Consider the following 13,005-nt stretch of genomic DNA (forward strand, 5'->3'; position numbering starts at 1 on the left):
TGCGTGTCCGACTCTATCAGATCTTTCCGATCCGATTTCCTCGGGCTGTTCGCCTTCCCGGGTCCCGCTTTCGCGATTTCCCTTTCCGGCGGCTCCGACTTTATCAGAAGTTCTGAGTCGGATTTCCCGCCCTCCGGGGACTGGATCCGATGCGCGAAGCAATCGGGTTCCCGGTCGGTGGGAGCCGTAAACGTACTGGAGCGGGGCGCCCCGATGCAAATCGAGGTGCCCCGCTGCCAGTTCTGGTGTACGGACTGCCCTACGGGCCGTCAGACCTCCACGACGACAGGCAGGATCATCGGCCGGCGCCGGTAGGTGTCGGAGACCCACTTGCCCAGCGTCCGGCGTACCAGCTGCTGCATCTGGTGCGCTTCGACGACGCCATCCTGGGCGGACCGTTCCAGGACATCGACGATCTTCGGCAGTACGGCGGTGAAGGCGTCGTCCTCGATACCGGAGCCGCGTGCCTGGATGTGCGGACCGCCGGTGATCTTCCCGGTGGACGAGTCGAGCACCATGAAGACCGAGATGATGCCCTCGTCGCCGAGGATCTTGCGATCCTTCAGGGCCGGCTCGCCGACGTCGCCCACGGACAGGCCGTCGACGTAGACGTAGCCGGCCTGAACCTTGCCGGAGATCTTCGCTCTGCCGTCGATCAGGTCGACGACGACTCCGTCCTCGGCGATGACGATGCGGTCGTGCGGGACACCGGTCAGGGCGCCCAGCTCGGCGTTGGCCCGCAGGTGGCGCCATTCGCCGTGCACCGGCATCAGGTTCTTCGGGCGGCAGATGTTGTAGAAGTACAGCAGCTCGCCGGCGGAGGCGTGGCCCGAGACGTGCACCTTGGCGTTGCCCTTGTGGACGACGTTGGCGCCCCAGCGGGTCAGGCCGTTGATGACGCGGTAGACCGCGTTCTCGTTGCCGGGGATGAGGGACGACGCGAGGATCACCGTGTCGCCCTGGACGATGCGGATCTGGTGGTCGCGGTTGGCCATCCGGGACAGGGCGGCCATGGGTTCGCCCTGCGAGCCCGTGCACACCAGGACCACTTCGCTGTCCGGCAGGTCGTCCAGCGTCTTCACGTCGACGACCAGGCCCGGCGGAACCCTGAGATAGCCGAGGTCACGGGCGATGCCCATGTTGCGGACCATGGAACGGCCGACGAAGGCGACCCGGCGGCCGTACTCGTGCGCCGCGTCCAGGATCTGCTGGATGCGATGGATGTGGCTGGCGAAGCTCGCCACGATGATCCGCTTGCGTGCGCCGGCGAAGACCTGGCGCAGGACGTTGGAGATGTCCCGTTCGGGCGGGACGAAGCCCGGGACCTCGGCGTTCGTCGAGTCGGACAGGAGGAGGTCGATGCCTTCCTCGCTGAGCCGGGCGAACGCGTGGAGGTCCGTGAGGCGGTTGTCCAGCGGGAGCTGGTCCATCTTGAAGTCGCCGGTGTGGACCACCATGCCCGCGGGCGTGCGGATCGCCACGGCGAGAGCGTCGGGGATCGAGTGGTTGACCGCGACGAACTCGCAGTCGAACGGGCCGATGCGCTCGCGGTGCCCCTCCGTCACCTCCAGGGTGTACGGACGGATGCGGTGCTCCTGGAGCTTCGCCTCGATAAAGGCGAGGGTCAGCTTGGAGCCGATCAGCGGGATGTCCGGCTTCTCGCGGAGCAGGAAGGGAACGCCGCCGATGTGGTCCTCGTGACCATGTGTGAGGACGATGCCCTCGATGTCGTCGAGGCGGTCCCGGATGGACGTGAAGTCCGGCAGGATCAGGTCGATTCCGGGCTGCTCCTCCTCGGGGAAGAGCACTCCGCAGTCGACGATGAGCAGGCGGCCGCCGTACTCGAAGACCGTCATGTTGCGGCCGATCTCGCCGAGACCGCCGAGCGGGGTGACGCGCAGGCCGTTCGCGGGGAGTGGCGACGGCGGGCCGAGTTCAGGATGCGGATGACTCAAAAGACTCTCCTCACCACACGCGCCACGTCCCGGTGGGGCACGTGGCGCGCGTGACGTTCGTGCAGAAGCAGTTGTCGTTGTGGCGCGCGGGCACTGGTGGCCCGCCGCTTATTCAGTTGTGGAGTCAGGTTGCGCGAGCGGTCGCGCGAAGTCTGTTGTCAGAGCTGTACCCCGCCGGCGGCAAGATCGATCTTGAGCTGCTCGATCTCCTCCGGCGTGCACGCGGCCATGGGGGCGCGCAGGGGTCCGGCGGGCAGACCCTGCAGGGCGAGCGCCGCCTTCGTGGTCATCACGCCCTGAGTGCGGAACATACCCGTGTAGACGGGGAGCAGCTTCTGGTGGATCTCGGTGGCCTTCTGGACGTCCCCCGAGGTGTACGCCTCGACCAGGGCGCGCAGCTCGGGCGTGACGAGGTGGCCGACGACCGAGACGAAGCCGACGGCGCCCACGGAGAGCAGCGGCAGGTTCAGCATGTCGTCGCCGGAGTACCAGGCGAGGCGTGTGCGGGCAATGGCCCAGCTGGCACGGCCGAGGTCGCCCTTGGCGTCCTTGTTGGCGACGATCCGCGGGTGCTCGGCCAGACGAACGAGGGTCTCGGTGTTGATCGGGACACCGCTGCGGCCGGGGATGTCGTAGAGCATGACCGGCAGCCCGGTGGTGTCGGCGATGGCCGTGAAGTGCTGGTACAGGCCTTCCTGCGGAGGCTTGTTGTAGTACGGGGTGACGACCAGCAGGCCGTGCGCGCCGGTGCGCTCCGCGGTGCGGGCCAGTTCGATGCTGTGACGGGTGTCGTTGGTGCCGACCCCGGCCACCACGTGGGCGCGGTCTCCGACCGCCTCCAGGACCGCCCGCACGAGGTCCGCTTTCTCCGCGTTGCTGGTGGTGGGCGACTCGCCGGTGGTGCCGTTGATGATCAGGCCGTCGTTGCCTGCGTCCACCAGGTGGGTGGCGAGCCGCTGGGCGCCGTCGAGGTCGAGTGCGCCGTCCGCCGTGAAAGGCGTGACCATGGCGGTGAGGACCCTCCCGAAGGGGGTCTGCGGAGTGGAGGTCGGAGCCATGGGTTACACGCTACTCGTTGCTCGGGGCAGGGTCTGCCCTCGGGGGAGGCGACAAGTGGGGGCGAAGAGAGAGCCCGGCACTGCCTGCTCGGGGGTTCAGGCAGTGCCGGGCCCGTTTGATCAGGCTAGATGAACTAATGGAAATACCGCAATCCGGACACCTCGGAGGGCTGATCGTACATGCGTGCCCGACCGGGGTTCGGAGCCCGTCCCCGGGGCTACGGGGCCACGCGCCCGTTGGCGTTGAAGGCGGCGTGGGTGAGCGGCATGAGCCGGGCCCATTCGGCCTCCATCTTTTCGCCGACCATCTCGATCTCCCGCTGCGGGAAGGACGGCACCTTCGCCAGCTCGTGCTGGGTGCGCAGGCCGAGGAAGTGCATCAGCGAGCGCGCGTTGCACGTGGCGTACATCGAGGAGTACAGGCCCACCGGGAGCACTGCGCGGGCCACTTCGCGGGCGACGCCGTCGGCCAGCAGCTTCTGGTAGGCGTCGTAGGCCTGGCGGTAGGTGTCGCCGAGCACGTCCTGGACGGTCGCGTGCTGGGCCTCGGTGCCCTCGACGAAGACGTACTTGCCCGGACGGCCCTCCTGGACGAGCTTGCGCGACGCGTCGGGGACGTAGAAGACGGGCTGCAGCTCGCGGTAGCGCCCGGATTCCTCGTTGTAGGACCAGCCGACCCGGTGGCGCATGAACTCGCGGAACACGAAGATCGGGGCGCTGATGAGGAACGTCAGGGAGTTGTGCTCGAACGGGCTGCCGTGCCGGTCCCGCATCAGGTAGTTGATCAGGCCCTTGGAACGCTCCGGGTCCTTCTCCAGTTCCCCGATCGATTGCTCGCCGAGGGTCGATACGCGGGCGGCGAACAGGACGTCCGAGTCCGAGGCGCTGGACTTCACCAGTTCCACGGTGACGTCACTCCGCAAGGTGACGTCATCGGGCGTTGACGGCTGGGGATCGTCGGCGGAGGTCAAGGGGGTCCTTCCGGTCACATCACGGCTGCGGGTCGGCGACCACTCTACGGGGCACCCGTCACGGCGGGAGAGGGGCCGTGCCGGGAGGGATTTCCACGGTCTGGGCACCTTCTGCCGGTGTCGTTCGTTTGTGTCGGTGAGAGTGATTCGTTCGAGGTTCTCATGGTTCGAGGGGAGAAGTACCACTGATGTTCGGTCGACGGGAATCCGTGCCGTTCGCCTTCCTTTCCGACGCCGACGCGTTCCGCAGCAACGTCACGCCTCCGCCGCGCGAGCGGGCTTCCGCCGGCGAGCTGGCCGGGCGCTGGCTGCTGGGGCTCTGCGTCGTCGCCGGGCTGGTGGGGTCCCTGGTGATCGGGATGCCCGCGTTGTCCACGGACCCGTCGGCCACGGGGACCGAGCAGTCGGAGGCGTCCGACAAACGCTGAACGCACGCCGGACGGACACCGGGCCGGAGGTTCGGCCGCACACCGGCAGAGGGTCCTGCCGCCCGGAGGGGTGGGGGTCCGGCCCCAACCGGACCCCGAGGGTGGTGAGGGGTACCACAGATCGATAGCCTCACCGGGCACTGCCCACGCATGGATCGAGTGAGGACCCAGCCGTGCCCCTGCCCTTCCTGACGGCCGACCGCGCCTTCGAGACGGCTGACGACGTCGCGCTGCCGTACCACGACCGTGACCGCTGGCGGCGCCCGTACCGGCCGGGGCCGTGGCGAGTGGGAGCGGCGGCGATACTGCTGCTGCTCGCCTCGTTCGTGCTGTTCTCAGCGGTGATCATCTCGGCTACGGCATCGCCGTCGTCGGCCGGCATGGTCTTCGGGGTCGCCCTGGTCGCCATCGTCGGTGCGCTGCGGATGCTGCGCATGGGCACGTGGGTGAGTGCCCATGGACTGCGGCAGGTGAGTCTGTTCGCCACCCGTACGACGCCGTGGGACCAGATCGCCGCGGTGCGCACGGTGCAGCAGCCGGTGCGCTGGCTGGGGATGCCGCGGACGGTGCAGGGGCAGGCGCTGCTCCTCGTCCGGCGGGGGCGGTCGGCGGCCTCCGTGCAGCCGCTGCTGACCTCGCACAACGCGGACTTCCTGGGGCGGGAGCCGGCCTTCGACCGGGCGGCCGACTCGGTGGAGGTCTGGGCCGACGAGTACCGGCGGGACTGAACCGGTCCGAACCGCGCGCACACGCACGCTCAGGGGCCCGGTCCGCACCCGCGGACCGGGCCCCTGAGCGCTTTCTTCCCTGCTTCGGCCGTCCTGCCGCGGTGACCCCGCCGCGATCACCCTGTTGTGCTCGGGCGCCGGAGGGCGCACCGGCTCGGCGAGACGTCAGGGGGCCGTCTTGCGCAGGGCGATCGCGCGTTGCATCGCCTTGCGGGCGCGCGGGGTGTCCCGGGCGTCGTGGTAGGCGACGGCGAGCCGGAACCAGCTGCGCCAGTCGTCGGGGGCGTCCTCCGTCTCGGCCTTGCGCCGGGCGAAGACCTCGTCGGCCGAGTCGCGGTCGACGCGGCCGCTGGGCAGGCGCTTGAGCTCGTCCACGGGCAGTCCGCCCTGGGCGTCGAGCTCGGCGGCGAGCCGGTTGGCGTTGCGGACGAACTCGGTGTTCTTCCACAGGAACCACACGCCGATGACCGGCAGGACGAGCACCGCCACACCGAAGACGATGGTGAGGGGTGTTCCGGCCTGGATGAGGAGCACACCGCGGCTGCCGACCAGGACGAAGTAGACGACCAGGACGGCGGCCGTGATGGCGTAGGAGATCTTCGCGCGCATGGGGTGGGCTCGGGCTCAGTTCAGGTCGAGGAAGTGTTCCAGGCCGAAGGTCAGGCCGGGAGTGGTCACCACACGGCGGGTGCCGAGCAGGATGCCCGGCATGAAGCTGCTGTGGTGCAGGGAGTCGTGGCGGACGGTGAGGGTCTCGCCCTCGGCGCCGAGCAGGACCTCCTGGTGGGCCAGCAGGCCGCGCAGCCGGACGGCGTGCACCGGGACGCCGTCCACGTCGGCACCACGGGCGCCGTCCAGGGCGGTGACCGTGGCGTCCGGGGCGGGGGCGCTGCCGGCCTTGCGGCGGGCCTCGGCGATGAGCTGGGCGGTGCGGGTGGCGGTGCCGCTGGGGGCGTCCACCTTGTTCGGGTGGTGCAGTTCGACGACCTCGACGGACTCGAAGTACGGGGCGGCGATCTGCGCGAACTTCATGGTCAGCACGGCGCCGATGGAGAAGTTCGGTGCGATGAGCACACCCGTCTCCGGCGACTGGTCGAGCAGGCCCGTCAGATGTGCGAGGCGGTCGTCGGTCCAGCCGGTGGTGCCGACGACCGCGTGGATGCCGTGGCGTACGCAGAAGTCGAGGTTGCCCATGACCGATGCGGGGGTGGTCAGTTCGACGGCGACCTGGGCGCCGGTCTCGGCAAGGGTCTCCAGTCGGTCGCCCCGGCCGAGCGCGGCCACCAGTTCCATGTCGTCGGCGGCCTCGACCGCCCGTACCGCCTCGGACCCGATGCGGCCCTTGGCTCCGAGGACCGCCACACGCAGCTTGCTCATCTTCCTTGCTTCCTTACCGGAGAGGTCGAAACCGTGGGGTGGGGCCGGACAGGCCCTAGGCGACGGTGTCGTGCAGCCTGGCCGCCTGCTTGTCCTTGATCGGGCCGATGACCGACAGCGAGGGCCGCTGTCCCAGGACGTCGCGGGCCACCGCGCGGACATCGTCCATGGTGACCGAGGCTATCCGGGCCAGCATCTCGTCGACCGACATCTGGTCGCCCCAGCACAGTTCGCTCTTGCCGATACGGTTCATCAGCGCGCCGGTGTCCTCCAGGCCGAGGACGGTGGAGCCCTGGAGCTGGCCGATGGCACGCCGTATCTCGTCCTCGGGCAGACCGCGCTCGGCGACCTGGTCGAGTTCGTCACGGCAGATCTTCAGCACGTCGTGCACCTGGGACGGCCTGCACCCGGCGTACACGCCGAACAGGCCGCAGTCGGCGAAGCCGGAGGTGTACGAGTACACGCTGTAGGCCAGGCCCCGCTTCTCCCGGACCTCCTGGAACAGGCGGGAGGACATGCCGCCACCGAGGGCCGTGTTGAGCACACCGAGGGCCCACCGGCGCTCGTCGGTGCGGGACAGGCCCGGCATGCCGAGGAGGATGTGCGCCTGCTCGGTCCTGCGGTCGATCACCTCGACGCGGCCGGCGGTGCGCAGCGTGCGCCGTCCGCCGCGCGGGGCGATCGGCCGGGCGTCCGGGTCCTTGAGGGCGCCGGCGGCCTCGAAGGCGGCCTGGACCTGGCGGACGACCTGGTCGTGGTCGATGTTGCCGGCGCAGGCGACCACGAGGTGGGTCGGGTCGTAGTGCTTCTTGTAGAAGCGGCGGATGCGGTCGGCGGTGAGGGCGTTGACCGTGTCGACCGTGCCGAGGACGGGGCGGCCCAGCGGGTTGTCGCCGAACATGGTGTGCGCGAACAGGTCGTGCACACCGTCGCCGGGGTCGTCCTCGGTCATCGCGATCTCTTCGAGGATCGCGCCGCGTTCGATGTCGACGTCCTCCTCGAGGATGCGGGAGCCGGTCAGCATGTCGCAGACCACGTCGATGGCGAGCGGCAGGTCGGTGTCGAGCACACGCGCGTAGTAGCACGTGTACTCCTTGGCCGTGAACGCGTTCATCTCGCCGCCGACGGCGTCGATGGCGGCGGAGATGTCCAGGGCGGACCTGCGGTGCGTGCCCTTGAAGAGCAGGTGCTCCAGGTAGTGGGTGGCGCCGTTCAGCGCGGGGGTCTCGTCGCGGGAGCCGACGTGCGCCCAGATGCCGAAGGTCGCGGAGCGGACCGAGGGGAGGGTCTCGGTGACGACGCGCAGCCCACCGGGGAGGGTGGTCCTGCGGACGGTGCCGATGCCGTTCTCACCCTGGATGGGGGTTTGGGTACGGGCGACGGCCCGCGCCTCCGGGGAGGTGCGGGCCGTCGCCTTGGAGCCGTGGGACGTCACTGGTCGGTGTCGGCCTTCTTGTCGTCGTCCTCGCCCTCGATCACGGGGATGAGGGAGAGCTTGCCGCGGGAGTCGATCTCGGCGATCTCGACCTGGACCTTGGCGCCCACGCCGAGCACGTCCTCGACGTTCTCCACGCGCTTGCCACCGGCGAGCTTGCGGATCTGCGAGATGTGCAGCAGTCCGTCCTTGCCGGGCATCAGGGAGACGAACGCACCGAAGGTGGTCGTCTTCACGACGGTACCCAGGTAGCGCTCGCCGACCTCCGGCATGGTCGGGTTGGCGATGCTGTTGATCGTGGCGCGGGCGGCCTCGGCCTGCGAGCCCTGGGCGGCACCGATGTAGATGGTGCCGTCGTCCTCGATCGTGATGTCGGCGCCGGTGTCCTCCTGGATCTGGTTGATCATCTTGCCCTTGGGGCCGATGACCTCACCGATCTTGTCCACGGGGATCTTGACGGTGATGATCCGCGGGGCGTTCGGGGACATCTCGTCCGGCGTGTCGATCGCTTCCATCATCACGTCGAGGATGTGGAGGCGGGCGTCACGGGCCTGCTTGAGGGCGGCGGCCAGGACGGAGGCGGGAATGCCGTCCAGCTTGGTGTCGAGCTGGAGGGCGGTCACGAACTCCTTGGTGCCGGCGACCTTGAAGTCCATGTCGCCGAAGGCGTCCTCCGCACCGAGGATGTCGGTGAGGGCGACGTAGTGCGTCTCGCCGTTGATCTCCTGGGAGATCAGACCCATGGCGATACCGGCGACGGGGGCCTTGAGCGGCACACCGGCGTTCAGCAGCGACATGGTGGAGGCGCAGACCGAGCCCATGGACGTCGAACCGTTGGAGCCGAGGGCCTCGGACACCTGACGGATCGCGTACGGGAACTCCTCGCGGGTGGGCAGCACCGGCAGGATGGCGCGCTCGGCGAGGGCGCCGTGGCCGATCTCGCGGCGCTTGGGGGAGCCCACGCGGCCGGTCTCACCGACGGAGTACGGCGGGAAGTTGTAGTTGTGCATGTAGCGCTTGCGGGTCACCGGGGAAAGGGTGTCCAGCTGCTGCTCCATACGGAGCATGTTGAGGGTGGTGACGCCCAGGATCTGGGTCTCGCCACGCTCGAACAGCGCGGAACCGTGCACCCGCGGGATGGCCTCGACCTCGGCGGCCAGGGTGCGGATGTCGGTGACTCCGCGGCCGTCGATGCGCTTCTTCTCCTTGATGACGCGCTCACGGACCAGGGACTTGGTCAGTGCGCGGTACGCGGCGGAGATCTCCTTCTCGCGGCCCTCGAACTCCGGCAGGAGCTTCTCGGCGGCGAGCTGCTTGACGCGGTCCAGTTCGGCCTCGCGCTCCTGCTTGCCGGCGATGGTGAGCGCCTGGGCGAGCTCGGGGCGGACGGCGGCGGTCAGCGCCTCCAGCACGTCGTCCTGGTGGTCCAGGAAGACCGGGAACTCGCCGGTCGGCTTGGCGGCCTTCGCGGCGAGGTCGGCCTGGGCCTTGCACAGGACCTTGATGAAGGGCTTCGCGGCGTCGAGGCCGGCGGCGACGACCTCCTCGGTGGGGGCCTCGGCACCGCCCTCGACCAGCTTGACGGTCTGGTCGGTGGCCTCGGCCTCGACCATCATGATCGCGACGTCGCCGTCCTCCAGGACGCGGCCCGCGACGACCATGTCGAAGACGGCGTCCTCGAGCTCGGTGTGCGTCGGGAAGGCGACCCACTGGCCGCTGATCAGCGCGACGCGGACGCCGCCGATCGGGCCGGAGAAGGGCAGACCGGCCAGCTGCGTGGACGCGGAGGCGGCGTTGATCGCCACGACGTCGTACAGGTGGTCGGGGTTGAGCGCCATGATCGTGGCGACGACCTGGATCTCGTTGCGCAGACCCTTCTTGAAGGACGGGCGCAGCGGGCGGTCGATGAGGCGGCAGGTGAGGATCGCGTCCTCGGAGGGCCGGCCCTCCCGGCGGAAGAAGGAGCCGGGGATCTTGCCGGCCGCGTACATCCGCTCCTCGACGTCCACCGTGAGGGGGAAGAAGTCGAGCTGGTCCTTGGGGTTCTTCGAGGCCGTGGTGGCCGACAGCACCATGGTGTCGTCGTCCAGGTAGGCCACGGCGGAGCCGGCGGCCTGGCGGGCCAGGCGGCCCGTCTCGAAGCGGATGGTGCGGGTACCGAAGGAGCCGTTGTCGATGACGGCCTCGGTGTAGTGGGTCTCGTTCTCCACCAGTGGGTTCTCCGTTACTTGTCGTCTTTCGTCCCTCCTCGCCCGTGTGGCGGGGGGACGGTGTGGAGAAGCGCGCCGTCTGGTGCGGGCCGGTCTTCGATCGAAGCTCCCGGGTTCATTCACCCGGGGGCCACTACCGAGGACCGGCGGCGAGGTGCGCTTCCCCTCGTGCGTCGGGACGTCCGGGGGGACATCGGGGGTGGTGCCGGTGACGGCCGCGACCTGGTGCGGTACCGGTCGTCACAGCGAGTCGGTGCTCTTGCGTTGTGCTACCACACTACAAAGACGTGGTGACACTCCGCACGTACAGCAAAGGGAGCGGTCCCCTTTCCCCAGGGGAACCGCTCCCGTCACGGCGTCCTACTTGGCGCCCGCCGCACCACGGCGGATGCCGAGGCGGTCGACCAGCGCACGGAAGCGCTGGATGTCCTTCTTGGCGAGGTACTGCAGCAGTCGGCGGCGCTGACCGACCAGGATGAGCAGACCACGACGGGAGTGGTGGTCGTGCTTGTGGGTCTTGAGGTGCTCCGTCAGGTCGGAGATCCGACGGGACAGGAGAGCGACCTGGACCTCGGGGGAGCCGGTGTCACCTTCCTTGGTGCGGAAGTCGGCGATGATCTGGTTCTTCGTAGCGGCGTCGAGCGACACGCGTACTCCTCATGGTCTGTGACTGGCCACCGAGCGCCCCCGGTCTTCACCTCGGGGGATCTTCCATGACTCGGAAGGCGGGATCCGCAGGGCGCGGCCTCCGGAGCAGCGCTCCAGGGGTGCGTACACATACGGCCGTCACTCAGGGTACCAGCCGGTGGCAGGCCCCTTTACCACGGTCCGCGGAACCGCCCAGGTGGGACGCGGGGTGCCACTAATGTGAGCGCTCGTACCAGTCCATGGGACCAGTCATAGGTCGGGAAGGGGTCGCTGCGACATGGCGGAGACGGCTGAGGAGATCAAGGCACGCAAGGAGCGGGAGAAGGACGAGCTCTACGCCCTCGACATCTCCGGCGTCGAGTGGCACAGCGCGCCGGGGACCGAGGAGCACGAGGAGCGGGTCGAGATCGCCTACCTGCCCGACGGCGCGGTGGCCATGCGGTCCTCCCTCGACCCGGACACGGTGCTGCGGTACACGGAGGCGGAGTGGCGTGCGTTCGTGCTCGGCGCGCGGGACGGCGAATTCGACCTGGAGCCGACGCCGGGGACCGGCGGGGCGGACGCCGCGGGGACAGCGGCCGGGGCCGCCGGGTAGTCCGAACAGTCCGAGACCGGTTCGGCGCTCCGGGCTGCTCCCGATCGAGATGACCGCCCGTGGATTTTTCTCCCACGGGCGGTTTCTTTCGTTTGTGCGGTGAATGTGTACGCCCCTTGACAGCAACGGGTGTTGTGGGTGGCACTGGCTGAGGGTGGGCAGGGCTGACGGGTCAGGGCCACCCGTGATTAGGCTGGTACCCGACGCGTCACCGGAACACCCGCGAACCGGGTATCGGCGTCGCAGGCCCGGGGGAGGCCGGTTCGGACGTTGTCGTCCTCATGCAGGACCAGTTCGGACCACCGCAGGTGGTCGCCCCAGCACAGCGCGACGGCACAAGGGTGCTCGACCAGACCAGGAGGAACTGTGGGCAGCGATCGGGACGGGATCCGCGGGGGCTGGGCAACACCCGGCGATGACCAGCCCGACGCGGAGTCCTCCGTCGAGACGACGGGCGAGTTCACCATCGACTACGCGCCGCCGGCCTGGTACACGCAGAACGCTTCGGGGAATTCGGAGTCGAGGCCGGGATCGGGGGCCGGGGCGGGGTCGGAGCCGAGGGCCGACGCCTCGTCCTCTTCTTCCGCTGTCCCAGGGCGTGTTCCGCCGTTGCCCGGGTTGACTCCGCCGCCGCACGCGGTCGGCGCTTCGGGGCCTTCGTCCCTTCCGGCGCCGGCGCCGGGGGCGCCTTTCACCCCGCCCGCGCCCGCGCCGGGCGCTCCCTTCACACCGCCGGCTCCCGCTCCGGGAAGGCCGTTCACGCCGCCCGCTCCGCCGTCCGGGGGACCGGGCGCCGTACCGCGGCTTCCGGTGGGCAGCGGGTTCGAGCCGGAGCCGCAGTCGGTGTCCCCGCCGGAGCCGGACTCTGTTTCTCCTGCGGCCGTGCCGGATCTTCCGGTCAGTGGGTTCGGCCGGGACTCCGGCAGTGGTGACCTCGAGAGCGGTGCCACCATCCGCTTCTCCGCCGCCGCGCTGAAGCAGGAGATCCAGGGCCGTGAGGACCGGGCCGAAGCCGTGCCTGCCGAGCCCGGGCCCGAAGCCGACGCGGAGCCGGAAAAGCGGCCGGAGCCCGCCGAGGACCGGGATCTGACCGGGGCCGGCGAGCCCGCCGGAGAGACGGACGAACTCGAGGACGACGTCCAGGACGCCGAGCCCTCCGTCACCTCCATCGCGTCCGTCCCTTTCCCTGCTGACGGCGCTGAGGACGGGGACACCGACATCGTCGCCGCCTCCGAATCGGCCGCGGAGGCCCACGAAGGCGACGAGCACGCCGCGAACGATGGCTTCGACCAGCCCGAGGACGCGGAGACGGAGACGGGGTCCGGGGCGGACGCACCCGGTCCCGAGCCCGAGGACGCGAAGCCGGTGAACGAGGAACCGGTGGACGACGCGGTGCCCTCCGCGACCAGCGCGGTCGGCCCGCCCGAGGACGCTGGACCCGCCTCCCCCGACACCTCGGACTCGGTGGCCTGGACTCCCCCGGCACCGCCGGTCGTGCCGCCCCCGTCGCACCCCGTCGCGCCGGCGCCCGCCGGCCAGTGGCCGGCACAGCCTCAGCAGTCGCCGCAGGTTCCCGCAGCGCCCCCGGCTCCCCCGGCAC

The 13,005-nt window shown here is 69.8% G+C and carries 12 protein-coding genes and 2 pseudogenes; 5 read left to right on the forward strand and 9 right to left on the reverse strand.

The window, feature by feature from the left end; genetic code table 11:
- Positions 1-269: 269 nt before the first annotated feature.
- From AOK11_RS25325 to thyX, 3 genes are all read right to left on the reverse strand, one after another.
- Positions 270-1,955 carry a ribonuclease J gene (locus AOK11_RS25325; RefSeq protein ID WP_055596039.1) on the reverse strand — a complete coding sequence of 562 codons (1,686 nt, stop codon included), beginning with the start codon at positions 1,953-1,955 and terminating at the stop codon, positions 270-272.
- 158 nt (positions 1,956-2,113) lie between these two features.
- The gene (gene dapA, locus AOK11_RS25330; protein WP_055596040.1) at positions 2,114-3,013 is read right to left on the reverse strand and encodes a 4-hydroxy-tetrahydrodipicolinate synthase; all 900 of its coding nucleotides are present in this window, start codon (positions 3,011-3,013) and stop codon (positions 2,114-2,116) included.
- 218 nt (positions 3,014-3,231) lie between these two features.
- Positions 3,232-3,984 (reverse strand): FAD-dependent thymidylate synthase, encoded by a 753-nt coding sequence (gene thyX / locus AOK11_RS25335; RefSeq protein ID WP_055596041.1) that lies wholly within the window; start codon positions 3,982-3,984, stop codon positions 3,232-3,234.
- Positions 3,985-4,172: 188 nt separating this feature from the next.
- Between thyX and AOK11_RS25340 the strand changes: the two genes are divergently transcribed.
- On the forward strand, positions 4,173-4,412 hold the full coding sequence (locus tag AOK11_RS25340; protein WP_055596042.1) for a hypothetical protein: 240 nt from the start codon (positions 4,173-4,175) through the stop codon (positions 4,410-4,412).
- 173 nt (positions 4,413-4,585) lie between these two features.
- Positions 4,586-5,140 carry a PH domain-containing protein gene (locus AOK11_RS25345; RefSeq protein WP_055596043.1) on the forward strand — a complete coding sequence of 185 codons (555 nt, stop codon included), beginning with the start codon at positions 4,586-4,588 and terminating at the stop codon, positions 5,138-5,140.
- Between the two features lie 165 nt (positions 5,141-5,305).
- Here AOK11_RS25345 and AOK11_RS25350 read toward each other — a convergent pair whose 3' ends face one another.
- The 5 genes from AOK11_RS25350 to rpsO form a co-directional block, all read right to left on the reverse strand.
- Entirely contained in the window at positions 5,306-5,749 is a 444-nt protein-coding gene (locus AOK11_RS25350) for a tetratricopeptide repeat protein (RefSeq protein WP_055596044.1), read from the reverse strand.
- Positions 5,750-5,764: 15 nt separating this feature from the next.
- Positions 5,765-6,517, reverse strand: coding sequence for a 4-hydroxy-tetrahydrodipicolinate reductase (gene dapB, locus AOK11_RS25355; RefSeq protein WP_055596045.1), 753 nt, complete (start codon positions 6,515-6,517; stop codon positions 5,765-5,767).
- Positions 6,518-6,572: 55 nt separating this feature from the next.
- Positions 6,573-7,952 (reverse strand): M16 family metallopeptidase, encoded by a 1,380-nt coding sequence (locus AOK11_RS25360; protein WP_055596046.1) that lies wholly within the window; start codon positions 7,950-7,952, stop codon positions 6,573-6,575.
- Positions 7,949-10,162, reverse strand: coding sequence for a polyribonucleotide nucleotidyltransferase (locus tag AOK11_RS25365; RefSeq protein WP_055596047.1), 2,214 nt, complete (start codon positions 10,160-10,162; stop codon positions 7,949-7,951). The genes AOK11_RS25360 and AOK11_RS25365 overlap by 4 nt, the downstream gene beginning before the upstream one ends.
- Positions 10,163-10,522: 360 nt before the next feature.
- Positions 10,523-10,810, reverse strand: coding sequence for a 30S ribosomal protein S15 (rpsO, locus tag AOK11_RS25370; protein ID WP_042168273.1), 288 nt, complete (start codon positions 10,808-10,810; stop codon positions 10,523-10,525).
- 277 nt (positions 10,811-11,087) lie between these two features.
- Between rpsO and AOK11_RS25375 the strand changes: the two genes are divergently transcribed.
- Together AOK11_RS25375 and AOK11_RS46830 are read left to right on the forward strand one after the other, a co-directional pair.
- Positions 11,088-11,405, forward strand: coding sequence for a DUF397 domain-containing protein (locus AOK11_RS25375; RefSeq protein WP_055596048.1), 318 nt, complete (start codon positions 11,088-11,090; stop codon positions 11,403-11,405).
- Positions 11,406-11,771: 366 nt separating this feature from the next.
- Positions 11,772-11,852: pseudogene (locus AOK11_RS46830) on the forward strand (SCO5717 family growth-regulating ATPase); the annotation flags it as partial.
- Positions 11,853-11,875: 23 nt separating this feature from the next.
- Here the strand turns inward: AOK11_RS46830 and AOK11_RS25380 are convergent.
- The gene (locus tag AOK11_RS25380; protein WP_055596049.1) at positions 11,876-12,166 is read right to left on the reverse strand and encodes a hypothetical protein; all 291 of its coding nucleotides are present in this window, start codon (positions 12,164-12,166) and stop codon (positions 11,876-11,878) included.
- A 121-nt stretch (positions 12,167-12,287) separates the two neighbouring features.
- On the opposite strand from AOK11_RS25380, the pseudogene AOK11_RS25385 reads away from it, so the two are divergent.
- Positions 12,288-13,005, forward strand: a pseudogene (locus AOK11_RS25385) (topoisomerase II); the annotation flags it as partial.

It is taken from the genome of Streptomyces hirsutus, from assembly GCF_001418415.1.
GTDB classification, from domain to species: Bacteria; Actinomycetota; Actinomycetes; order Streptomycetales; family Streptomycetaceae; genus Streptomyces; species Streptomyces hirsutus.